Genomic DNA, 20,407 nt, shown 5'->3' on the forward strand with positions numbered 1-20,407 from the left:
TCATGCCGAACGCGACTCGCGTCACGCCCGACCAGAGCGGCATAAGCTTGCGCCTATTTATTTGTTGTCTTTGACCTCTTCGAACTCAGCGTCGACCACGTCGTCGCCTGCGTCCTTGGCTTGCTCAGCACCCGGGGCTTGCGCACCTGGCTGCGGCTGCTCGGCGTACATCTTCTGCGCAAGCGGTGCGGTCACTTCGGACAGCGCGGTCATCTTGGCGTCGATTTCAGCTTTGTCGTCACCCTTGATCGCCACTTCCAGTGCGCTCAATGCGGTTTCGATAGCAGTCTTCTCGTCGGCAGTAGCTTTGTCGCCGGCCTCGGTGATCATCTTGCGGGTGGCGTGCACCAGCTGATCGCCTTGGTTACGTGCGGTCGCCAGCTCTTCGAACTTGCGATCTTCCTCGGCGTTGACTTCGGCATCACGAACCATCTGCTGAATTTCTTCTTCAGACAGACCGGAGTTGGCCTTGATCACGATCGACTGAGTCTTGCCGGTGGCCTTGTCTTTCGCGCCGACGTGCAGGATGCCGTTGGCATCGATATCGAAGGTTACTTCGATCTGCGGTACGCCACGCGGAGCTGGCGGAATCTCGGCCAGGTCGAATTTGCCCAGCGACTTGTTACCGCTGGCTTGCTTGCGCTCGCCCTGCAGCACGTGAATGGTCACAGCGCCTTGGTTGTCGTCAGCAGTCGAGAACACTTGCGATTTCTTGGTCGGAATCGTGGTGTTTTTCTCGATCAGCGCAGTCATCACGCCGCCCATGGTTTCGATACCCAGAGTCAGCGGGCTGACGTCGAGCAGCAGCACGTCTTTCACGTCGCCAGACAGAACCGCACCCTGGATAGCAGCACCCATGGCTACAGCTTCGTCCGGGTTAACGTCTTTACGCGCTTCTTTACCGAAGAAATCGGTTACCAGCTTCTGTACCAGCGGCATGCGGGTCTGACCGCCGACCAGGATCACGTCGTTGATCGCACCGATGTCGATACCAGCGTCTTTCAGCGCGATACGGCATGGCTCGATGGTGCGCTGCACCAGGTCTTCAACCAGCGATTCCAGCTTGGCGCGGGAGATCTTCACGTTCAGGTGCTTAGGACCGGTGGCGTCTGCAGTGATGTACGGCAGGTTCACGTCGGTCGACTGGCTCGAGGACAGTTCGATCTTGGCTTTCTCAGCGGCTTCTTTCAGGCGCTGCATGGCCAGCGGGTCACCCTTGAGGTTCATGCCGCTTTCTTTCTTGAATTCGTCAACGAGGTAGTCGATCAGACGAATGTCGAAGTCTTCACCACCGAGGAAGGTGTCGCCGTTGGTGGCCAACACTTCGAACTGGTGCTCGCCGTCAACTTCAGCGATCTCGATCACGGAAACGTCGAAGGTACCGCCACCCAGGTCATAGACGATCACGGTGTGATCGCCCTTGGCCTTGTCCATACCGTACGCCAGAGCAGCCGCGGTAGGCTCGTTGATGATGCGTTTTACATCCAGACCAGCAATACGGCCGGCGTCTTTGGTGGCCTGACGCTGGCTGTCGTTGAAGTAGGCCGGCACGGTGATCACCGCTTCGGTCACTGGCTCGCCGAGGTAGTCTTCGGCGGTTTTCTTCATTTTCTTCAGGATTTCAGCCGAGATTTGCGGCGGAGCCATCTTCTGGCCGTTCACTTCAACCCAAGCGTCACCGTTGTCCGCCTTGGCGATCTTGTACGGCACCATTTGGATGTCTTTCTGCACGACGTCTTCTTCAAAACGACGACCGATCAGACGCTTTACCGCATACAGGGTGTTATGCGGATTGGTCACGGCCTGACGCTTGGCCGACTGGCCGACGAGGATTTCACCGTCGTTGGCATACGCGATGATTGACGGCGTAGTACGCGCGCCTTCAGCGTTTTCGATAACTTTAGCGACACCGTTTTCCAGAACCGAGACGCACGAGTTGGTGGTCCCCAGGTCGATACCAATAATTTTGCCCATCTTCACTCTCCCGAAACTTTGATAATCCCGCCACTGATCGTTGTCAGCGGCGGTAGCACTAAAACGCTTGACTGTTTAATGGGGGCAGCTCGGCGAATTTCAAGCCTGCTCATCGATCGATGGCGGCGCTTCTACCGGCGCCTTGCTGACCACCACCATGGCGGGGCGCAGCAGACGACCATTGAGCATGTAGCCCTTCTGGAACACCTTGAGCACGCTGTTTGGCTCGACGCTGGTGCTTTCCTGCATCGCCATCGCCTGATGGTGTTCGGCGTTGAACGGTGCACCATGCGGATCAATGGCTTCCAACTGGTGACGCTTGAGGGTGTCGCCGAACAGCTTGAGTGTCAGCTCCATGCCCTCACGTACAGCCTTGATCGCCTCATCATCCGGATTCGACAGCTCAAGACCGCGCTCCAGGCTATCCACCACCGGCAACAGATCGTTGGCGAATTTCTCCAGAGCGAATTTATGCGCCTTCTCTACATCCTGCTCGGCGCGGCGGCGCACATTCTGCAGATCGGCAGCCATGCGCAGCGACTGATCCTGCGCAGTAGCCAGTTGCTCTTCCAGCGCTTGCACGCGGGCAACCAGGTCATCGCCCGCAGCCGCTTCGGCAGCTGTTTGTACATCGGGATTCTGCGTATCCAGGGTCTGTTCGTCAGCCATGCGTCTCTCCTCTTATAAATCCGACGCGAGCCTTAACTCACGTACCTGGCTGCTATATGGGGTCAAAAAATGTGGTTTCAAGGACAACAGACGGATTGTCAGCCCACAAAAAAACACTGTATAAATAACCAGACATGAACTTGGGAGGCCCTCGCCATGCTGGTGCACCTGTCCGTACACAACTACGCCATCGTTGAACACCTTGATCTAGAGCTGGACGCCGGCATGAGCGTGATCAGCGGCGAAACCGGTGCCGGCAAGTCGATCATGCTCGACGCCCTAGGCCTGACACTGGGTGATCGTGCCGACAGCGGCGTGGTACGTCCCGGTGCGGACAAGGCGGACATCCTCGCCAGCTTCGACCTGCACGACATCCCGGAAGCCCGCGCCTGGTTGGCCGAGCGTGACCTGGACAACGACGGCCCGTGCATCCTGCGCCGAGTGATCACCGCCGAAGGCCGCTCGCGCGGCTATATCAACGGATCACCCTGCCCGCAAGGTGACCTCAAGGCTCTGGGCGAACTGCTGATCGACATTCACAGCCAACACGAACATCAGTCACTGCTCAAACCTGACACCCACCGCCGCCTGCTTGATGAATATGCTGGCAGCCAGGAACTGGCGCGCCAGGTGCAGCTCGCTGCACAGCGCTGGAAACAGACGCGCAATGAGCTGGAACGCATCGCCAACATCGGCGACGAGCAACGCGCACGCCACCAATTGCTCAGTTATCAGCTCGAAGAACTGGATAACCTAGCCTTGGGTGAGGACGAGCTAGAACAACTGGAGCAGGAACATAAAAACCTGACCAACGCCGAAAGCCTGCTCAGCGCATGCCGCCTGGTGATCGAGCAATGCAGCGAGAATGACGCTGGCAACGTGCTGTCCGCCCTGACCAGCAGCCTCAATCGCCTCAGCGCCTTCCAGGGTCAGCCCGGCGCATTGAGCGAAGCCACCAACCTGCTGGCCAGCGCGCAAATCCAGGTAGAAGAAGCCGTCGGCGAGCTGAACCGCTTTCTCGACCACTTCGACGGCGACCCCGAGCGCCTGCAGCAAATGGAAGAACGCCTGGACGCGATCTACACCCTGGCGCGCAAGCACCGCATCCAACCAACCGAGTTGGGCGCCATGCAGCAACAGCTGTTTGAAGAGCTGGAAAGCCTGAATGCCGACGACCAGGCTGCCGAGCGCCTGAGCGACGAACTGGCCGCCTTCGAGCGGCATTATCAGGAAAAGGCTGCCGAGCTGAGCACTTTGCGTAATAGCGCCGCCGACCAGTTGGCCAGAGCAGTTGAACAGGAAATGCAGAACCTCGGCATGCCGGGCGGGCGTTTCAACATCAAGCTAAGCGCCAACAGCAGTAGCGAGCCACACCCGAATGGCCTAGAGCAGCTGGAGTTTCTCGTCAGCGCCAACCCTGGCCAACCGCTGAAAGCCCTGGCCAAAGTTGCCTCGGGCGGCGAGCTGTCGCGTATCAGCCTGGCGATTCAGGTGATCACCGCGCAAACCTCGCGGGTACCGACGTTGGTATTCGATGAAGTTGACGTCGGCATCGGCGGCCCCACCGCAGAAGTGGTCGGGCAACTGTTGCGCCGGCTCGGCGAGCGCGGCCAGGTGCTGACTGTTACCCACTTGCCGCAAGTAGCCGCACAAGGTCACCAGCACTTATTTGTGCACAAAGTGCGCGACAGTGACGCCACCCGTACCGCTGTCAGCAAGCTAGACAGCGCGCAACGTGTCGAGGAAATCGCACGCATGCTCGGCGGCGTCGACCTGACAGAGGAGTCATTGGCCCACGCCAGAAAGATGGTCAGCAGCGCTCAAGCCTGACCCCAAAACAAAGCAAGAAAAAAGGCGACCCCAAGGTCGCCTTTTTCATATGCCGATCAATCAGCTCTTTTTGCGCACATACAGCACAAGGTTGTGATCAACCAGCTCAAAGCCGTGTTCTTTGACGATTTCTTTCTGACGCTTTTCAATCTCGGCATCGAAGAACTCGATCACTTCACCGGAATCGACACAGACCATATGGTCGTGATGGCCACTGTCCGCCAATTCGAAGACCGCATGACCGCCATCGAAGTTATGACGAACCACCAGACCTGCTGCTTCAAACTGGGTCAGTACGCGGTACACAGTTGCCAAACCTACGTCGTCCCCCGCCTCCATCAGTGCCTTGTAGACATCTTCAGCACTCATGTGACGCTGACCGGCAGAGTCGAGCATTTGCAGTATCTTGACCCGTGGCAGGGTCACTTTCAGGCCAGCCTTGCGTAGTTCGCTATTTTCAACCATGGTCTGCTTTCTCACGGAAGCGGCTTCGCAGCTTCCTTTATTGCGGGTATGATCCGGGGTTATATTGCCCAGCCAAGATAGTGGAAGTCGCCCACCGATGCAAAAAACCAAACTCCTGCTGACCAGCCTCACCCTTACGGGGCTACTCGCACTCGCCGGTTGTTCATTCCCCGGGGTTTATAAAATCGACATTCAACAGGGCAATGTCGTCACGCAGGACATGATAGACCAGTTGCGGCCGGGAATGACCCGCAAGCAAGTGCGGTTTATCATGGGCAACCCTCTGCTCACTGACACCTTCCACGCCAACCGCTGGGATTACCTGTACAGCATCCAGCCGGGTGGCGGTAAGCGCCTGCAGGAGCGTGTAAGCGTTAACTTCAATGCCGACGACCAACTGGTTGGCTTGTCTGGCGACTTTATGCCGGGCGTCAGCCGCGACCAGGCCATCCTGGGTGAAGACAGCGGCGTTACCACTCCGCAAGCCACTCAGCAGCCGCAGGTTGAAGATAAGCCCGCTCCGGGCTCGCTACTGGAGCAGATTCAGCGCGAAGTGGACGACGTGAAAGTCGTGCCGGTACCGACTCCAGAGCCACTGGAAAGCACACCGCAGTAACATTTGCTGATAAAAAAGCCCGGACATGTCCGGGCTTTTTTATGTCTGCATCTCTGCAAATCATGCGTTCAGCACTTACTGTCCGGCATCCTCGGCCTTGGCTTGCGCCGCCTTGGCCGCACGCTGCTTGCGCACTTCTTTCGGATCGGCGATCAGCGGCCGGTAGATCTCCACCCGCTCACCCTCTTCCAACACGCGCTCATCGGGCTTGCTCACCGCCTTGCCGAAGATCCCCAGCGGGCTGTTGTGCAGGTCCAGATCGGCAAAGTGCGCCTGCATGCCGGACTGTACCGCTGCCTGGCGCACCGTAGTGCCATAAGGCAAACTCAGGCGCAGCAGCTTCTGTTTGTCGGCCAGGGCGTAGACCACTTCGACCACGATGTTTGGCTTATCCATAGAGTTGCTTGGCCCTTTGGCAGAAAGCATCGACCAGAGTATTGGTGGCCTGATTGAACAGCGGCCCGAGGGTCGCGCGTACCAGAGGCCCGGCATAGTCGAAGGTCAGATCCAGGCTGATCTTGCAGGCCTTTTCGCCCAGCGCCTTGAATTCCCAATGCCCATACAGCTGGGTGAACGGCCCCTCGACCAGAGTCAGCTTGATCAGCTCGCCCGGCACCAGGGTGTTGGCCGTGACAAAGCGCTGGCTCAAGCCGCCTTTAGCCACCGCAAGGCTGGCGCGCATATGCGTGTCGCTGACCTCAAGCACTTCACTGGCCGAACACCAGGGCAAAAACTGCGGGTAACTGGCCACATCATTGACCAGATCAAACAGCGCCCGCGCGGGATAAGGCAACAGCGCCGAACGCTGAATATGAGTGCTCATAACCCAACCACTTGGTTAAACAGGATGCAGGCGATCATTTGCTCAGCTCTGCGATAAACACGATCAGCACACCAATTGGCGCGACCACACGAATCAACCAGTACACCACGTTGAACAGTAGCGGGCTTTTCATCGCCAGCTCTTCGCGCACGGCTTCACGCTTTAGCACCCAGCCGGCGAATAGGGCAAACGCCAGGCCACCGAGCGGCAACAGAATACGGCTGGTCAGGTAGTCGATGGTGTCGAAGAAATTCCGCCCACCTTCGGCGCCCCATTGGAATAGGTGGAAACCATCCTCGGCGAAGACAAAGAACTTAGCTTCAGCCCCCAAGTTAAAGGACAGCACCGTACCCATACCGACTACCCAGCAGAGGAACGCCAGCACGCTGGTGACCAGCACCCGGCTGCGCTTGGTGCGCTCGACCAAATAGGCCACCGCCGGCTCCAGCATGGAGATCGACGAGGTCCAGGCAGCGATCAGCACCAGGATAAAGAACAGCGTGCCCATCACCTGGCCAAAAGCGATATTGCCGAACGCCACCGGCAAGGTTACAAACATCAGCCCTGGCCCTGCGCCAGGCTCCAGACCACCGGCGAAGACGATGGGGAACAGCGCCATACCAGCAGTGAGAGCTACCAGGGTGTCGAGAATACCGACGGTGAGAATGGTGCCGCCAATCGAGGCGTTCTTAGGCATATACGAGCCGTAAACCATGATCGCGCCCACGCCGACGCTCAGGGTAAAGAAGGCATGGCCCATGGCGGCCAGCACACCATCGAGCACGCGGTCCGGCTGGAAATCGAAGAGAAAGTGAAAGCCCTGCATAAAGTGCCCGGTGGTCATGCTGTAACCCAGCAGCACTAGTAGCAGCACGAACAGCAGCGGCATCATGATGCGCAGGCTGCGCTCAAGACCAGCCACCACGCCACGGGCGATGACAAAGCCGGTCAGCAGCATAAACAGCGTATGCCACAAGGTCAGCCGCCAAGGGTCGGCCGTCAGCGCACCAAACGCGGCGCCAGCACCCTCGGCACTCACGCCGGTAAACTGCCCGCCACCCATGCTGAGGATGTAATCCAGCGACCAACCGGCGACCACACTATAAAACGACAGAATCAGCAACGCCGCGATCATGCCCATCAGCGCTGCCCAGGACCATTTAGGCGAAGCACCCGACTCAATGGCCAGGGTCTTGAGGGTATTCACCGGGCTCTGCCGGCCGCGCCGACCAATCAGGGTTTCAGCGAGCATGATCGGTAAGCCGACCATAAAGATGCACACCAGGTACATCATCACGAAAGCCCCGCCGCCGTACATGCCGGTCATATAGGGGAACTTCCAGATATTGCCCAAGCCAACAGCCGAACCAGTCGCAGCCAGAATAAACACCCAACGGCTGGCCCAGGCGCCGTGTATCGAAACCTTATCGTTCGCCATGCTCGGCTAGCCTGCTCTATTGAAAAAAGATCGCGCATTGTCGGGGATTCGCCAGGGCGGCTCAAGCACAGCCGACACCGCGCAGTGCCCAGCCGCCAAGCAGAGCCGATTTTGCCCTGCCGTACACATAGCGCCCGCGCCAGTGACTCCCTATAATGCGCGCCCTATGGCTAAACAAAAGAAACACCCGCAAGGCACCATCGCGCAAAACAAGAAGGCGATGCATGACTACTTCGTCGAATCCAGGTTCGAGGCAGGCTTGGTCCTGGCCGGCTGGGAAGTGAAAAGTCTGCGCGCCGGCAAAGCTCAGTTAGTCGACAGCTATGTGCTGCTGAAAAACGATGAAGCCTGGCTGATGGGCTGCCACATCACCCCACTGACGGCAGCGAGCACCCATGTGATCGCCGACCCAACACGCACCCGCAAGCTGCTGCTGAACAAGCGCGAGCTGGACAAGCTGTTCGGCGCCGTTCAGCAGAAAGGCTACGCCTGTGTGGCCATGTCGATTTACTGGAAGGCGCATCTGATCAAGTGCGAAATTGCCCTGGCCAAGGGTAAGAAAGACTTTGACAAGCGCCACACCGAGAAAGAACGCGACGCCGACCGCGAAGTGCAGCGCGCGATGCGCAGTAAAGGTAAAGACGAGTAAATCGACTCTGCACTAATGAAAACGCCCCGCAATGCGGGGCGTTTTTTGTTACTGCGCTCGACTCAGAACCTGTTTAACGTCTTGCGAGCTAGAGCCATGCAAGGCAAAAACAGGCAAGGAAGCGGAGTTTACTGATGTAAATGAGCATTCCGAGCCTGTTTATAACGCAGCAGGGCCGACGCGCAGCAGGCGTTAGACAGGTTCTTAGCGCAACTCGCTAAACGCCAGCTTGACGCCCAATCCCACCAGCACCGCCCCCATCAACCGATCAAACCAGTGACCCATCCGCGCAAAACCGGCACGCACCCGCTGATGACTGAACAACTGAGCGACCATGCAGAACCACAGCGCCGTGGCCACCGCCAGATAAACGCCGTAGCCCGCCTGTACCGGCAGCGGCGTATGCGGGTTGATCACAACGGTAAACAGCGAGAGGAAGAACAGCGTGGCCTTGGGGTTCAGGCCATTGGTTACAAAGCCCGCCACAAAGGCTGCACGCGGCGAGCGCTCACCTTCATCCAGGCTCAACTCGGCATCGCTCGGGCTGGCCGGTTTGGCACGCAATGCCCTGATGCCGATGTACAGCAGGTAAGCCGCGGCCAGCCACTTGAGGGCGTTGAACAACACAATCGACTGCGACACGATCAAGCCGATACCCAGTAGCGAATAGGCCACATGGATAAAAATCCCGCAGCCCACACCAATCGCACTGAAGATGCCGGCACGCCGACCATGGGCCACACTTTCGCGCACCACAATCGCGAAATCCGGGCCAGGGCTGGCCACAGCCAGCAAGTGGATCAGGGCCACAGCTAAAAACTCGGTCCAGTACATGGGGCGGCTCCGCGACGTCGAAATGATTCTGTTAGGCTCGCCACCTTACTCCCCGCTCAAACCCGCAGGATAGATACAGCTGATGAGTAACAGTCACCGCGCCGCCTTTCTCGACCACAACTCACTCGACCTGGGCGACCTCGACCTGTCCAGTCTGAGCGCCTGCTTTGCCGACCTACAGCTGTATCCGCACAGCACCCAGGCGCAAACCATCGAACGCCTGCAGGGCGTGCAGGTGGCGATCAGCAACAAGGTGCCGCTGAATGCCGAGGTGTTCGCCGCCTGCCCGGAGCTGAAGCTGGTACTGGTGGCCGCTACCGGGACCAACCCGATTGATCTCAGCGCAGCCCGCGCCCACGGCGTGATCGTCAGCAACTGCCAGGGTTACGGCACGCCATCGGTGGCACAACACACCCTGATGTTGCTTCTTGCCCTGGCCACGCGCCTGCCCGATTACCAGCAGGACGTTCGCGCAGGCCACTGGCAGCAGGCGCAGCAGTTCTGCCTGCTTGATCACCCGATCGTCGAGCTGCACGGCAAAACCCTTGGTCTGCTTGGCCATGGTGAGCTGGGCGGTGCAGTCGCCAAACTGGCCGAAGCCTTTGGGATGCGCGTGCTGCTCGGCCAGCTGCCTGGCCGTCCTGCGCGTGAAGACCGCCTGTCACTGGATGAGTTGCTGCCCCAGGTCGATGCGCTGACCCTGCACTGCCCACTGAACAGCGACACCCTGAACCTGATCGACGCCCGCGAACTCAGCCTGATGAAGCCCACCGCTTTTCTGATCAATACCGCCCGCGGCGGCCTGATCAATGAGCAAGCCCTGGCTGACGCACTGCGCGCCGGGCACCTGGGCGGGGCGGCAACCGATGTACTGACCCAGGAGCCGCCGAAAGATGGCAATCCCTTGCTCGCCGCCGATATTCCAAGGCTGATCATCACCCCGCACAGCGCCTGGGGCAGCCGCGAAGCGCGGCAACGCATTGTCGGCCAACTGAGTGAAAATGCTCTGGCCTTCTTCAACGGCACGCCTATGCGCGTTGTCAGCTAAGCTACGCGACTTTTTTCGAGGAGCGCTTATGGACCCGCGAAGCGAAGTACTGCTACGCCAGGCTGATCTATTCAACGGCCCGCTGCTGCTTGCCGGTTTACCAGCAGATGATCTGCTTGGCCAACTTCCTGAAGCCCACGGCTGGAGCTGGCATGCCGGCGAGCACGCACTGCTGGATGCCCGCTTCAGCACTCGCTGTCACTTTGGCACTCAACCTGGAGAACGCGACTTCCAGGCAGCCGTGCTGTTTCTGCCGAAGTCCCGCGAGCTGACCGAATACCTACTCAATGCCCTGGCGGCGCGCCTGAATGGCCGCGAACTGTTTCTGGTCGGTGAAAAACGTGCCGGCATTGAGCGCGCCGCCAAGCAGCTGGCGAACTTCGGTCAAGCACGCAAGCTCGACAGCGCGCGGCACTGCCAGCTCTGGCAAGTACGGGTTGAGTACGCACCCGCCGCGCCGGATCTGCACAGCCTGGCACAACGCTACGAACTGGCCCTGACCGACGGACCGCTGCAGGTGCTTAGCCTGCCGGGCGTATTCAGCCATGGCCGCCTAGACGTAGGCAGTGCCCTGCTACTTGAACACCTCGATGGCTTGCCCAGCGGACATATTCTGGATTTCGGCTGTGGAGCCGGCGTACTCGGCGCGGCGCTGAAACGCCGCTACCCAGACAGCCAGATCACCCTGCTGGACGTGGACGCTTTTGCCGTCGAAAGCAGCCGTCTGACCCTTGCAGCCAATGGCCTGCAGGCTGACGTGATCAATGGCGACGGCATTGATGCGGCACCCACGGGTCTGAGTGCCATCCTCAGTAACCCGCCCTTTCACCAAGGCGTGCACACTCACTACCAGGCCACCGAACACCTGCTGCGCCAAGCCCGCCAACACCTGACCAGCAAAGGCGAATTGCGCCTGGTGGCCAACAGTTTTCTCAAGTATCCACCGCTGATCGAACAGCACCTCGGCCCCTGCCAGACCCTGGCCGACGCCAAAGGCTTTCGCATCTACCGCGCCAGCAACAGCTAAACGGGGCTTGCCCTATCACGGATGCGCGGGCAGAATGCGCGCGTCCTAGGGGAGTAGTCTCCCGTGAGCGCCAGCTCGCCCGGCACGCGTCAACATACTTGCTCAGCAGAGCATGGCGCGTGCGACCCAAGGCCCACCCAGTGGGGCCTGCGGTTTGACAAGACCTATGACACGCACACCTTACCCGGGGCGGGAAGGCTGTACGTGTCATAGCCATGTCGACCCGCCCCTTTAGGAAAGCCTGATGCTCGAATCCCTGTTTGTCCCCACCTTTATCGTGGCCTTGGCCGAAATAGGCGACAAAACGCAGTTGCTCGCCTTACTGCTGGCTGCGCGTTTTCGCAAACCGTGGCCCATCATTTGGGGCATCGTGGTCGCCACACTGGCTAATCATTTTGCGGCCGGCGCCATCGGCAACTGGGTTGCCAGCTTCTTCTCCCCCGCCACCCTGAGCTGGATTCTTGCTGCCAGCTTTGTAGCTGTGGCTCTGTGGACACTGATCCCAGACAAACTGGATGACGACGAAAGCTCAAAGTTCAAGCGCTACGGGCCATTCCTGACCACCCTGATTGCCTTCTTCCTCGCGGAAATGGGCGACAAAACCCAGGTCGCCACGGTGATGCTGGCCGCGCAGTACCCGTACTTTGTTCTGGTGGTCATTGGCACAACCCTCGGCATGCTGATTGCCAACGTGCCAGTGGTACTGGCCGGCAACTTCGCGGCGGAACGCCTGCCACTGACACTGATCCGCCGTGTGGCCGCCTGTGCATTTGCAGCACTGGCGGTGTATGCGGTGTACCAGGCACTGAAATTCAGCGGATTTGTCTGACAGCTAGTTGACGCCAGGAGACTGGCGTTTCGGCCAATACCTCGGCTTCCAGGCGGCTGCTACAGTGCGCAACATTCTGCCCACACAGCCGTCAGGGAGACGCCCATGTCACTGGATGATCGGAAAAAACTGGTCCGCCACCATATAGACCTGTCTTGGAATAAAGGCCGCACGGCGCTGGCAGAACAACTGCACAGCAAAGACTTTCTCTATAAGAGTTCGTTTATTGGCAGACCGCTGACCAGCTCTGCCTTTGCCCAGATGGTGCAGGACATCCGCCATGCCATGCCGGACCTGCAGGTGGTGGTCGAGGAGTGCATCGCCGAAGACAACAAAGTGGTCACCTGGAGCACCTTGATCGGCACCATCCAGAAACCCGCACTCGGCTACCCGCCCAGTGACAAGGTGCTGAGCATCTCAGCCATGGCCTTCTGGACCATTACCTCCACTAATGAAATTCAGGAAATCTGCACCATGTTTGACATGGAGAGCTTCCGCTCACAATTGGGCCTGGCCACCCAACCCTTTGCGGCCAAAGCCTTGCCCTGATCAACAAACACCCAATAAAAAGCCCCCATTTGGGGGCTTTTTGCTTAACGCGGATTAGCGTGCCTGCTCATACAGCGGCATCACCTTGGGAATAGCTGCCTGCAGAGACGCGATACGGCTATTGGATGACGGGTGCGTGCTCATGAACTCAGGTGGCGCGCCTTCACTGGCGGCGGCCATCTTCTGCCACAGGCTGACCGCAGCATTGGGGTTGTAGCCACCCCGGGCTGCGAGCTCCAGGCCAATCAGATCCGCCTCGTTCTCATTGCCACGGCTGTTTGGCAGCATCATGCCGTACTGCACGGCGGCATCGGCCAGCGCCAAACTGTCGGAACCCAGCCCCAGCAAGGCACCAGCGCCCTGCTTGGCCAGCTCAACACCATAGGCTTTGGACATGGACTCACGGCTGTGCTCACGCAGTGCGTGGGCCATTTCGTGCCCCATGATCGCGGCGATTTCATCGTCAGTGAGCTTGAGCTTTTCGATGATCCCGCTGTAGAAAATGATCTTCCCACCCGGGCCGCAGTTGGCGTTCAGCTCAGGGCTTTTGATCAGATTGACCTCCCACTGCCACTGCGCCGCATCCGGACGAAACAACGGGGCATGCTTGATCAAACGGTCGGCAATGGTGCGCAAGCGCTTGGCATTGTTACTGGTTTTATCCAACACACCCTTACTGGAGGCCTCGCCGAGGGTCTGCTGATAGGACTGCGCATACATCTGATTGACTTCTTGGGTCGAGAGCATGCTGAACATGTACTGCTTGCGCTCGACACCGACAGCGCCGCCGCTGGTGGTGTTTACGGCCTGGCAGGCCGTCAGCAGGCTGCAGAGCGCCAAAGCGGCCAGACGAAATGGGGTATTCATGTCAGTTCTCCTTCACGACAGGGACCGTATGCTAGGCCGTGCACCTGGGCAACACAACCCGCAGGCGCTGCAGAATAGGCCGCCGCACACGTTGCTAAATCACAGAATCGAGCTAATGCTTTGAAGCTACACAGCCGATATACCAGGGACAGGTGTAACCCGTAGTTGAGGAGTCCCTATGCGATTCAAATCGATCCAGTCTTCCGTTGCGCTTATGGCGGGGGCCAGCATCCTGGCTGTTATCGTCGCATTGGTACTCTACGCCCTGTTCGCCGGGGGGCGTACCCAGACCCAGGTGCAAGAGCGCACCCAGGCGCTGCTCGAAACAGTGATTGATCAGCGCCTGAACGCTCTGGCTCAAGCCCAGGTTGGCCAACTGCAGCGCCAATTCGAACGTCCCATGACCGTTGCCAAATCCCTGGCCACCCTCAACAGCCAGATGGCCAGTGCCGATGGCAGCCCCGGTATCAGCCTGACTCGCGAGGAACTGAGCAAGCTGGTCAGTGAGTACCTCAAGGTCAACCCAGAACTCATCGACCTCTATATCGGCTGGGAACCGAACGCGTTCGACCAGGACGACGACCTGTATGTTGACCAAAAAGAGAATGGGTACGACAACACCGGCCGTTTCATGCCCTGGTGGTACCGAGAAGGCGACCAAATCAAGCTCGACGCACTGACCGTTGAGCAAATGGAAAGTGAAGAAATTCAACCCACCGGGGTGCGCACAGGCGAGTATTACCTGTGCCCCAAGGAAACTGGCAAACCCTGCGTAATTGACCCCGCCTCCTATGACTTTGGCGGTAAGCAGGTGCTGGTTGCCGCCTTCAACGCGCCGATCATGGTCAATGGTCAATTCCGCGGCGTAGCTGGCAACGACCTGGCCCTGGACTTTATTCAGGAGCTGCTCACAACCGCCAAGGCCGGGTTGTATGACGGCGCCGGGGAACTGGCCTTGATTGCGTCCAACGGCACCCTGATCGCCGCAACCCAGGACGCCGCATTAATTGGCCAGCCGGCAAGCAAGGCGATTGATGCCGAGCTTCTGAGCCAGCTCAAGCAGAGCAGCAATGAGCAGCCGATCAACAAACTCGACGAAGAGCGCCAACTACTCCAACTGCTGCTGCCGTTCCAAGTGGCTGGCACCTCGACACGCTGGACCCTGGCCATCGTTCTGCCAACCAGTGCCGTGTTTGCGGACCTGAATGAACTGCAGGCCGGCCTCACTCAGCAGGCCGAAGCAGATACATTGGGCATGGCACTGGTGGGTTTACTGGTTGCAGGCCTTGGCATGCTGGTGATCTGGTTCGTCGGCTATGGCATCGCCCGCCCACTGCGACAGATGGTGGTCATGCTCGACGACATTGCCCAGGGCGATGGCGATTTGACCCGCCGCCTGGACGTGAACCGCAGCGATGAACTGGGCGATATCGCCAGGGGCTTCAACACCTTCCTCGGTAAGCTACAAAGCATGATTACCCAGGTGGTCAGTTCGGTGCAGAAAGTCAGCGACTCTTCCGAACACACCGCCGACATCGCCATCCGCACCAACACGGGCGTGCAGAAGCAGCTGGCGGAGATCGAACTGGTCGCTACCGCCGTACATGAAATGACCGCGACCGCCCAGGACGTGGCACGCAACGCCACCCATGCCGCCGAAGCCGCCAACCATGCAGACCGCGCCGCCAATCAAGGCAAACAGACAGTGCAACACACCGCCGAGGCAATTGCCGCCCTGGCACAAGAAATTGGTCGCGCGGTCACCGTGGTACAAACACTGGCCAAGGACAGCGAGAACATCACCGCCATCCTGGTCGCCATTCGCGGGATTGCCGAGCAAACCAACCTGCTGGCACTCAATGCTGCCATCGAGGCCGCCCGTGCCGGCGAACAGGGTCGCGGCTTTGCCGTGGTAGCCGATGAGGTGCGCAATCTGGCGCAGAAAACCCAAAAGGCCACCGAAGAAATCCAGACCATGATCCAGCAACTGCAACAAGGCACTCGCGATGTCGTCACGGTCATGGAAGACAGCCAGAGCAAGACTGAGGTCAGCGTGCAGCAGGCCAGCCAGGCCGCTGAAGCACTGGAGTCCATCACTCAGGCGGTCTCGGTGATCAATGACATGAACACGCAGATCGCCAGCGCCGCCGAGGAGCAAAGTGCGGTGGCCGAAGACATCAACCGTAACGTCACCAACATTGGCCAAGTGGCCAATGAAGTGGCCGGTGGCGCTGATGAAGCCAGCCAGGCCAGCGCCGAATTGACCCAACTGGCCGAACAGCAACGTCGCTTGATCAATCAGTTCAAGGTTTGACTACGCGTAAGCAAAAGGGCGGACGGCTATGCAGTCCGCCCTTTTTTTGCACCTTGTTAATAACCTAGGCCGGCGTCAGGCACTCAGGCGCATCCAGCTTGGGATCATTGATCAGATTGGCCAGCACTCGCTCACGCAGCGCCGGTTGCGGGCTCGCCAATAAAGCCTGCAACTCAACCGCCGGTGTGTCGGCAGCTAACCAGGCCGCCTGACCCGCGTCATCGAGAATCAGCGGGCGCCGCTGGCTAGCAGCCGCCTGAGTCACCACTGCGGCGCTCAAGTAGACACACCCCTCCACCGGATAAGCCTCCCATAAGGCGGCGAAATACAGCGGCGTGGCATCACCCGTAAGCCAGTACGGGCGCTTGCGCGCAGTACCGCGCCACTCATAAAAACCGTTGGCAGGAAGTAGGCCGCGGCGCAGACGAAACGCCTCACGAAACATCGGCTGCTCCGCCAGGGTTTCCGCTCGCGCCTGGGCGGGAGTCTTGGTCAGATCCGTCAGCCAGGGCGGAGTCAGCCCCCAGCGTGCACGCGTCAACTGGCGCTCGCCCTCGACATTGCGCAACAGCAACACCTGACTATGCGGCGAAATACTCCAGTGCGGTAACTGATCAGCAGGAAAACCGGGAATCGCCGCAAACGCAGGCGTCCAACGGAACAGGGCATAACGTCCACACATGGGAAACTCGATAACACTTGAAGGAAAGGCCGCAGGGCAGAAGCGCTACAGACCGCAATCAGCAGAGCAACGTACCTTGTAGGATATCCGGCTCATCGCCGGGCAGTGGCAAGGCGGCATTGTACGCGGCGATCAGCTGATGCGCGCGGTGCGCTTGGTCATCATCCACCATCACACCAAGCAGACCACAGGCCGGCAGCTCGCCCACAGCGCCGGCCAAGTGCCGCCCCGTGAGGTAGGCCTCGATCCCTTCACTGGCCAGCATACCCAGCAGCAGCTCGCCCTCCATCAGGTCTTGCGGCTCGTAGATTCGCTGCATCAATCATTCTCCCCGCGCACGTCCAGGCTCCAGTCCTCGCCATCCGTCTGCAGCGAAAACACAATCGGCCGGCAGCACACCGGACAGTCTTCGATGTACTCCTGATCGCCTGCCGACAGGTCGAGCAACGCCTCAGCCTGCTCACCACAATAAGGACATTGGTAGTCCTGACTTTCCAGCATCGCTGCCTCCTTGTGACTTGGCGTTATAATCGCTGGTCTATAGCTGGCCCTGCAGTCGCGTGTTGTTCAATCTCACGCCCGACGTTCAGCGCAGTGAGCATCTCCATAGCCACCCACAACAAGAGAACATGATGGGCGAATTCGATGCCATCCGACCTTACGCCGACGCCGAAGTCCCTGCCGTGTTGGCGCGCCTGCTGGCCGACGATGCGTTTCTCGGCATCCTCACTCAGTTCCGCTTCCCGCGCCTGGCGTCTTCGCTAGGCTGGCTGCTTAAACCACTTATAGCCTATCGCCTGCGTCTTGAGTTTCGCGACGTGAGTTCAGTGGCGCAATTACAGACGCGCATCGAGAGCTATGTCGATCGCACTATCGAGCAGGCGACCGATGGCGTGAGCTATTCCGGTATCGAGCACCTGCAGGCCGGCAACGCCTATCTGTTCCTCGCCAACCACCGCGATATCGTCATGGACCCGGCGTTCGTCAATTACGCGGTGTACCACGCTGGCCTGCCGACGCCGCGCATCGCCATCGGCGACAACCTGCTGCAGAAGCCGTTTGTCAGCGACCTGATGCGCCTGAACAAGAGCTTTATCGTGCACCGTTCGATCAGCGGACGGCGCGAGAAGTTGGCGGCCTATCAGCTGCTGTCGGCCTATATCAATCACTCAATCCGCAACGATAGCGAGTCGATCTGGATCGCCCAGGCCGAAGGCCGCGCCAAGGATGGTGATGACCGCACCGATTCGGCGATCCTCAAGATGTTCCATATGAGCCGCAAGGGCGAGCCGTTCGCCGAAGTGATCAACGCCCTGCGCCTGACGCCAGTATCGATCAGCTACGAGTACGACCCCTGCGACCAGGCCAAGGCCCGCGAGCTGTTTATCCGCGCCAGCACTGGCAGCTACGCCAAAGCGGCGGGCGAGGATGACCAGAGCATTGCCCTCGGCATTACGGGCTACAAAGGTCGCGTGCATGTGCACTTCGGTGCGCCGGTCAGCCAAGGGATTGAAGACAGCAAACTGCTGGCTGCGGAAATGGACAGGCAGATTCTCACCGGCTACCGGCTATTTCCTGTGCATTACCTGGCCTACGCCATGTGGGTGGATCGCGACCCGGAACTGGCCGTACCCAGCGCCGCAGACGTATTTCCTGCCGAGGAGCTAAGCGCGGCCGAGAGTGAATGGCAGCGGCGCCTGGCCAACTGCCCGAGCGAGCAGCAGCCCTATCTGATTCTGCAATACGCCAACCCGGTGCGTAACCAGTACCGGATCAAAGCTGGTCTGCCGCTTTAGGCAAACCGCGGCAATAAAAAACGGCAGCCCATGGCTGCCGTTTTTTATTGCCGCAGAGGGCGTATTACAGCCGCGTACTAAGCCAGGACAGCAGCAGTGCGCCCCCCAGGCAGACAGAGCCAAACCGGACGAAAAACTGGTTCAGCCGCCATGTAGGTTCATCACAGGCGTAGGCCTGCTCCGCCAGCTCATTCAACTCATTACCCGCCAACACGCGGGCCTGTGCACGCTGCTCACGCAGACGGGTAGCCAACAGCAACCAGGCGCCGGCCAAGGCAAAAAACAGCGCCAGCCCATTAAGCCACTGCCCAGGCTGACCTTCGATCAGCAACCAAAGCGCTTGCAACGACATCCTCGACCTCTACTACGTCTGTAAGGCATGCGACCAACATCGCGCCTAATTAGCAGCACACCCGATGCACGACCGGGCAGCCCAAATACGGTCGCGGAGTCTACCGAAGGTTGCAGCACTCGCGGCTCGATTCCGACGAATCGCAGCCACTATGACTAAGCGGTCTAAACACTGTCATCTTCGTGAACTATGGTCTAACACTCGTCGCAACGCCCTGGCCAAAAAGGCTTCAAGCATGGCGACAGGTCTTAAACATCCATGGAGGAACACACCATGCTGCATGCCCAACCGCAAGACCGCGACTACCTGATCGACTCGCTGGATGAGGTGGACGATGTCGTAAACGGGCTGTCTTTCAATGTGCAGGACGACCACTGGCTGGTCTATTGCGCCATGGGCGGCCACGAGCATTACGCCCTGCCTGATGTCGATACGCTGACCGGCATGAGCATGCCGGATTTTTACAGCGAAGCGGCCTGAGGCAGGGGTTATCGTTTTAGGCGTACAAAGCGCAGATGTAAAAAAGCCCGGATCAATCCGGGCTTTTTGATTACAGCGATAAGGCTTACTGCCCGAGCATCTGGCCGATGGTCGGGTCCTTGAAGGCGCGGGTCAGGGCGTCGCTCAACACATCACCAACCAGCTTGGTATTGGTCGCCTGATTCGGCGCCATGCCAAAACGCTGGTTCAACGAGGCACCGTAACGGCCGCTGTAGCGCCGGCTGCTGTTCTGCACGTCAACCCGGAAGGTAGCGGTCATGTCAGCTTCGGTTACGTACATGCCTTCTTTCGGCGACTGGTATTTCAGTTCGGCCAGGGTCAGGGTCAGCTGCGGCGCGTTGTAGGCATTCGCGCTTGGGGTAAAGCCGAGCAAACGTACAGCCGCTTCAGCCTGGGCCTGCAGCTTGGGCAGGATGTCCTGGCCGCTCACGCTGATGGCGCTGGTTTCCGGGTAGAGACCACCGCGAGTTCCCAATACAGGCGAAGGACGGCCATCGGCTACGCGCACCACCACCGGCTGGCCTTGGCCAACAGCGGTCAGCGGGCTATTAAGCTTGGGTTGTGGGCTGAGTTGTTGCGGGCTGTGGGCACAACCCACCAGAGTAAGGCTGGCAACAGCCACCAGACCAAACAGCAGACGATGCAGCATGCTCAACTCTCCATACATAAGGGGTAGAAGTGGCGCGCAGTATAACCAGCGCGGCAAATGCCTGACAGCGCTGCTTGCCAGGGTCTGCTGCCATTTCTCACAGCAATGCGGCTCACGATGAAACGGCGACAGAACCTAGGACGCTTATCGCGCTTACTGGTTCCCGTAACACCCCTGTAACCCACTTCAGGCATAAGACTTTAGTCTTCCTTGTTCGTGAGTGATTCGCCATGTTCTCACTGCGCAACCTGCTCGCCCCACGCCCTTCGATGCGCTCATTTGCCCTGGTCGATGCGCAAGGCATCTGCCGCGCATTGCGCCAGTCAGCCCAGGCGCCACAAGGCTCCGGCTGGATTGAGGTGCAACACAGCTGCCTGAGCTGGCTCAACCGACCGCTGCCCGCTAGCGCCAGAACTGCCCAGGTCACGCCATGCCTGCGCGTGCGGCAAACGCTGGCAGCCTGACCGGCGGAAGAAGAAAAGTCACACCAGGCGA

General features: G+C 59.3%; 24 protein-coding genes, 1 pseudogene and 1 riboswitch. Of the genes and pseudogenes, 12 read left to right on the top strand and 13 right to left on the bottom strand.

Annotated elements, in window-relative coordinates; all coding sequences use genetic code 11:
* Positions 1–57 precede the first annotated feature (57 nt).
* Both dnaK and grpE read right to left on the bottom strand, forming a co-directional pair.
* Positions 58–1,974: a molecular chaperone DnaK gene (gene dnaK / locus ALTER154_RS16850; RefSeq protein ID WP_090255964.1), complete on the bottom strand. Its 1,917-nt coding sequence runs from the start codon at positions 1,972–1,974 to the stop codon at positions 58–60.
* A gap of 99 nt (positions 1,975–2,073) precedes the next feature.
* Entirely contained in the window at positions 2,074–2,643 is a 570-nt protein-coding gene (gene grpE, locus ALTER154_RS16855; protein WP_160088708.1) for a nucleotide exchange factor GrpE, read from the bottom strand.
* A 156-nt stretch (positions 2,644–2,799) separates the two neighbouring features.
* Between grpE and recN the strand changes: the two genes are divergently transcribed.
* Positions 2,800–4,473 (top strand): DNA repair protein RecN, encoded by a 1,674-nt coding sequence (recN, locus tag ALTER154_RS16860; RefSeq protein ID WP_160088710.1) that lies wholly within the window; start codon positions 2,800–2,802, stop codon positions 4,471–4,473.
* 60 nt (positions 4,474–4,533) lie between these two features.
* Here recN and fur read toward each other — a convergent pair whose 3' ends face one another.
* Positions 4,534–4,938, bottom strand: coding sequence for a ferric iron uptake transcriptional regulator (gene fur, locus ALTER154_RS16865; RefSeq protein WP_090255961.1), 405 nt, complete (start codon positions 4,936–4,938; stop codon positions 4,534–4,536).
* A 97-nt stretch (positions 4,939–5,035) separates the two neighbouring features.
* Between fur and ALTER154_RS16870 the strand changes: the two genes are divergently transcribed.
* Positions 5,036–5,554 (top strand): outer membrane protein assembly factor BamE, encoded by a 519-nt coding sequence (locus ALTER154_RS16870; RefSeq protein WP_160088712.1) that lies wholly within the window; start codon positions 5,036–5,038, stop codon positions 5,552–5,554.
* Positions 5,555–5,629: 75 nt separating this feature from the next.
* Here the strand turns inward: ALTER154_RS16870 and ALTER154_RS16875 are convergent, their stop codons facing one another.
* The 3 genes from ALTER154_RS16875 to ALTER154_RS16885 are packed head-to-tail and all read right to left on the bottom strand — an operon-like array spanning position 5,630 to position 7,815.
* Positions 5,630–5,950, bottom strand: a complete 321-nt coding sequence (locus ALTER154_RS16875; RefSeq protein ID WP_160088714.1) for an RnfH family protein — start codon at positions 5,948–5,950, stop codon at positions 5,630–5,632.
* The gene (locus tag ALTER154_RS16880) at positions 5,943–6,377 is read right to left on the bottom strand and encodes a type II toxin-antitoxin system RatA family toxin (protein ID WP_160088716.1); all 435 of its coding nucleotides are present in this window, start codon (positions 6,375–6,377) and stop codon (positions 5,943–5,945) included. Before ALTER154_RS16880 ends, ALTER154_RS16875 begins: the two co-directional genes overlap by 8 nt.
* A 34-nt stretch (positions 6,378–6,411) precedes the next feature.
* The gene (locus ALTER154_RS16885) at positions 6,412–7,815 is read right to left on the bottom strand and encodes a sodium-dependent transporter (protein WP_160088718.1); all 1,404 of its coding nucleotides are present in this window, start codon (positions 7,813–7,815) and stop codon (positions 6,412–6,414) included.
* A gap of 166 nt (positions 7,816–7,981) precedes the next feature.
* Between ALTER154_RS16885 and smpB the strand changes: the two genes are divergently transcribed.
* The gene (gene smpB / locus ALTER154_RS16890) at positions 7,982–8,464 is read left to right on the top strand and encodes an SsrA-binding protein SmpB (protein WP_090255207.1); all 483 of its coding nucleotides are present in this window, start codon (positions 7,982–7,984) and stop codon (positions 8,462–8,464) included.
* Between the two features lie 204 nt (positions 8,465–8,668).
* Here the strand turns inward: smpB and ALTER154_RS16895 are convergent, their stop codons facing one another.
* Positions 8,669–9,298, bottom strand: coding sequence for a LysE family translocator (locus ALTER154_RS16895; protein ID WP_160088720.1), 630 nt, complete (start codon positions 9,296–9,298; stop codon positions 8,669–8,671).
* A gap of 82 nt (positions 9,299–9,380) precedes the next feature.
* Here ALTER154_RS16895 and ALTER154_RS16900 point away from each other — a divergent pair, with 82 nt between their 5' ends.
* The 4 genes from ALTER154_RS16900 (at position 9,381) to ALTER154_RS16915 (ending at position 12,751) form a co-directional block, all read left to right on the top strand.
* The gene (locus tag ALTER154_RS16900; RefSeq protein ID WP_160088722.1) at positions 9,381–10,346 is read left to right on the top strand and encodes a 2-hydroxyacid dehydrogenase; all 966 of its coding nucleotides are present in this window, start codon (positions 9,381–9,383) and stop codon (positions 10,344–10,346) included.
* A gap of 28 nt (positions 10,347–10,374) precedes the next feature.
* Positions 10,375–11,373, top strand: coding sequence for a class I SAM-dependent methyltransferase (locus tag ALTER154_RS16905; RefSeq protein ID WP_160088724.1), 999 nt, complete (start codon positions 10,375–10,377; stop codon positions 11,371–11,373).
* 36 nt (positions 11,374–11,409) lie between these two features.
* Positions 11,410–11,541: riboswitch (yybP-ykoY riboswitch) on the top strand.
* A 76-nt stretch (positions 11,542–11,617) separates the two neighbouring features.
* Positions 11,618–12,202, top strand: a complete 585-nt coding sequence (locus ALTER154_RS16910; protein WP_090255215.1) for a TMEM165/GDT1 family protein — start codon at positions 11,618–11,620, stop codon at positions 12,200–12,202.
* Between the two features lie 105 nt (positions 12,203–12,307).
* Positions 12,308–12,751 (top strand): ketosteroid isomerase-related protein, encoded by a 444-nt coding sequence (locus ALTER154_RS16915; RefSeq protein WP_160088726.1) that lies wholly within the window; start codon positions 12,308–12,310, stop codon positions 12,749–12,751.
* Positions 12,752–12,805: 54 nt separating this feature from the next.
* Here ALTER154_RS16915 and ALTER154_RS16920 read toward each other — a convergent pair whose 3' ends face one another.
* Positions 12,806–13,618 carry a M48 family metallopeptidase gene (locus tag ALTER154_RS16920; protein ID WP_160088728.1) on the bottom strand — a complete coding sequence of 271 codons (813 nt, stop codon included), beginning with the start codon at positions 13,616–13,618 and terminating at the stop codon, positions 12,806–12,808.
* Between the two features lie 1,291 nt (positions 13,619–14,909).
* On the opposite strand from ALTER154_RS16920, the pseudogene ALTER154_RS21365 reads away from it, so the two are divergent.
* Both ALTER154_RS21365 and ALTER154_RS21370 read left to right on the top strand, forming a co-directional pair.
* Positions 14,910–15,074, top strand: a pseudogene (locus ALTER154_RS21365) (HAMP domain-containing protein); the annotation flags it as partial.
* 15 nt (positions 15,075–15,089) lie between these two features.
* The gene (locus ALTER154_RS21370) at positions 15,090–15,932 is read left to right on the top strand and encodes a methyl-accepting chemotaxis protein (RefSeq protein WP_372239961.1); all 843 of its coding nucleotides are present in this window, start codon (positions 15,090–15,092) and stop codon (positions 15,930–15,932) included.
* A gap of 64 nt (positions 15,933–15,996) precedes the next feature.
* On the opposite strand, the gene ALTER154_RS16930 is transcribed toward ALTER154_RS21370, so the two are convergent.
* From ALTER154_RS16930 to ALTER154_RS16940, 3 genes are read right to left on the bottom strand one after another with little or no spacing between them, the layout of a single operon-like run.
* Positions 15,997–16,614, bottom strand: coding sequence for an SOS response-associated peptidase (locus ALTER154_RS16930; RefSeq protein ID WP_160088732.1), 618 nt, complete (start codon positions 16,612–16,614; stop codon positions 15,997–15,999).
* Between the two features lie 58 nt (positions 16,615–16,672).
* Positions 16,673–16,933 carry a DUF2007 domain-containing protein gene (locus tag ALTER154_RS16935; RefSeq protein ID WP_160088734.1) on the bottom strand — a complete coding sequence of 87 codons (261 nt, stop codon included), beginning with the start codon at positions 16,931–16,933 and terminating at the stop codon, positions 16,673–16,675.
* Entirely contained in the window at positions 16,933–17,115 is a 183-nt protein-coding gene (locus ALTER154_RS16940) for a CPXCG motif-containing cysteine-rich protein (protein ID WP_160088736.1), read from the bottom strand. The genes ALTER154_RS16935 and ALTER154_RS16940 overlap by 1 nt, the downstream gene beginning before the upstream one ends.
* Before the next feature lie 128 nt (positions 17,116–17,243).
* On the opposite strand from ALTER154_RS16940, the gene ALTER154_RS16945 reads away from it, so the two are divergent.
* Positions 17,244–18,410, top strand: coding sequence for a 1-acyl-sn-glycerol-3-phosphate acyltransferase (locus ALTER154_RS16945; RefSeq protein WP_178126369.1), 1,167 nt, complete (start codon positions 17,244–17,246; stop codon positions 18,408–18,410).
* Positions 18,411–18,474: 64 nt separating this feature from the next.
* On the opposite strand, the gene ALTER154_RS16950 is transcribed toward ALTER154_RS16945, so the two are convergent.
* Complete coding sequence (locus ALTER154_RS16950) at positions 18,475–18,762, bottom strand: hypothetical protein (RefSeq protein ID WP_160088740.1); 288 nt, start codon at positions 18,760–18,762, stop codon at positions 18,475–18,477.
* 273 nt (positions 18,763–19,035) lie between these two features.
* Between ALTER154_RS16950 and ALTER154_RS16955 the strand changes: the two genes are divergently transcribed.
* The gene (locus tag ALTER154_RS16955; protein WP_160088742.1) at positions 19,036–19,242 is read left to right on the top strand and encodes a hypothetical protein; all 207 of its coding nucleotides are present in this window, start codon (positions 19,036–19,038) and stop codon (positions 19,240–19,242) included.
* Between the two features lie 85 nt (positions 19,243–19,327).
* Here ALTER154_RS16955 and ALTER154_RS16960 read toward each other — a convergent pair whose 3' ends face one another.
* A complete protein-coding gene (locus tag ALTER154_RS16960) occupies positions 19,328–19,912 on the bottom strand; it encodes a YajG family lipoprotein (RefSeq protein WP_090255237.1) in 585 nt (194 codons plus the stop codon).
* A gap of 230 nt (positions 19,913–20,142) precedes the next feature.
* Here ALTER154_RS16960 and ALTER154_RS16965 point away from each other — a divergent pair, with 230 nt between their 5' ends.
* On the top strand, positions 20,143–20,376 hold the full coding sequence (locus ALTER154_RS16965; protein ID WP_090255238.1) for a hypothetical protein: 234 nt from the start codon (positions 20,143–20,145) through the stop codon (positions 20,374–20,376).
* Positions 20,377–20,407 lie beyond the last annotated feature (31 nt).

It is taken from the genome of Pseudomonas sp. 9AZ, assembly GCF_902506525.1.
Classification (GTDB): Bacteria; Pseudomonadota; Gammaproteobacteria; order Pseudomonadales; family Pseudomonadaceae; genus Aquipseudomonas; species Aquipseudomonas peli.

What these genes read in the sequence shown, in the direction of transcription:
- dnaK (WP_090255964.1), bottom strand. Translation starts at nt 1,974, where the DNA reads ATGGGCAAAATTATTGGTATCGACCTGGGGACCACCAACTCGTGCGTC.
- grpE (WP_160088708.1), bottom strand. Translation starts at nt 2,643, where the DNA reads ATGGCTGACGAACAGACCCTGGATACGCAGAATCCCGATGTACAAACA.
- recN (WP_160088710.1), top strand. Translation starts at nt 2,800, where the DNA reads ATGCTGGTGCACCTGTCCGTACACAACTACGCCATCGTTGAACACCTT.
- fur (WP_090255961.1), bottom strand. Translation starts at nt 4,938, where the DNA reads ATGGTTGAAAATAGCGAACTACGCAAGGCTGGCCTGAAAGTGACCCTG.
- ALTER154_RS16870 (WP_160088712.1), top strand. Translation starts at nt 5,036, where the DNA reads ATGCAAAAAACCAAACTCCTGCTGACCAGCCTCACCCTTACGGGGCTA.
- ALTER154_RS16875 (WP_160088714.1), bottom strand. Translation starts at nt 5,950, where the DNA reads ATGGATAAGCCAAACATCGTGGTCGAAGTGGTCTACGCCCTGGCCGAC.
- ALTER154_RS16880 (WP_160088716.1), bottom strand. Translation starts at nt 6,377, where the DNA reads ATGAGCACTCATATTCAGCGTTCGGCGCTGTTGCCTTATCCCGCGCGG.
- ALTER154_RS16885 (WP_160088718.1), bottom strand. Translation starts at nt 7,815, where the DNA reads ATGGCGAACGATAAGGTTTCGATACACGGCGCCTGGGCCAGCCGTTGG.
- smpB (WP_090255207.1), top strand. Translation starts at nt 7,982, where the DNA reads ATGGCTAAACAAAAGAAACACCCGCAAGGCACCATCGCGCAAAACAAG.
- ALTER154_RS16895 (WP_160088720.1), bottom strand. Translation starts at nt 9,298, where the DNA reads ATGTACTGGACCGAGTTTTTAGCTGTGGCCCTGATCCACTTGCTGGCT.
- ALTER154_RS16900 (WP_160088722.1), top strand. Translation starts at nt 9,381, where the DNA reads ATGAGTAACAGTCACCGCGCCGCCTTTCTCGACCACAACTCACTCGAC.
- ALTER154_RS16905 (WP_160088724.1), top strand. Translation starts at nt 10,375, where the DNA reads ATGGACCCGCGAAGCGAAGTACTGCTACGCCAGGCTGATCTATTCAAC.
- ALTER154_RS16910 (WP_090255215.1), top strand. Translation starts at nt 11,618, where the DNA reads ATGCTCGAATCCCTGTTTGTCCCCACCTTTATCGTGGCCTTGGCCGAA.
- ALTER154_RS16915 (WP_160088726.1), top strand. Translation starts at nt 12,308, where the DNA reads ATGTCACTGGATGATCGGAAAAAACTGGTCCGCCACCATATAGACCTG.
- ALTER154_RS16920 (WP_160088728.1), bottom strand. Translation starts at nt 13,618, where the DNA reads ATGAATACCCCATTTCGTCTGGCCGCTTTGGCGCTCTGCAGCCTGCTG.
- ALTER154_RS21370 (WP_372239961.1), top strand. Translation starts at nt 15,090, where the DNA reads ATGATTACCCAGGTGGTCAGTTCGGTGCAGAAAGTCAGCGACTCTTCC.
- ALTER154_RS16930 (WP_160088732.1), bottom strand. Translation starts at nt 16,614, where the DNA reads ATGTGTGGACGTTATGCCCTGTTCCGTTGGACGCCTGCGTTTGCGGCG.
- ALTER154_RS16935 (WP_160088734.1), bottom strand. Translation starts at nt 16,933, where the DNA reads ATGCAGCGAATCTACGAGCCGCAAGACCTGATGGAGGGCGAGCTGCTG.
- ALTER154_RS16940 (WP_160088736.1), bottom strand. Translation starts at nt 17,115, where the DNA reads ATGCTGGAAAGTCAGGACTACCAATGTCCTTATTGTGGTGAGCAGGCT.
- ALTER154_RS16945 (WP_178126369.1), top strand. Translation starts at nt 17,244, where the DNA reads ATGATGGGCGAATTCGATGCCATCCGACCTTACGCCGACGCCGAAGTC.
- ALTER154_RS16950 (WP_160088740.1), bottom strand. Translation starts at nt 18,762, where the DNA reads ATGTCGTTGCAAGCGCTTTGGTTGCTGATCGAAGGTCAGCCTGGGCAG.
- ALTER154_RS16955 (WP_160088742.1), top strand. Translation starts at nt 19,036, where the DNA reads ATGCTGCATGCCCAACCGCAAGACCGCGACTACCTGATCGACTCGCTG.
- ALTER154_RS16960 (WP_090255237.1), bottom strand. Translation starts at nt 19,912, where the DNA reads ATGCTGCATCGTCTGCTGTTTGGTCTGGTGGCTGTTGCCAGCCTTACT.
- ALTER154_RS16965 (WP_090255238.1), top strand. Translation starts at nt 20,143, where the DNA reads ATGTTCTCACTGCGCAACCTGCTCGCCCCACGCCCTTCGATGCGCTCA.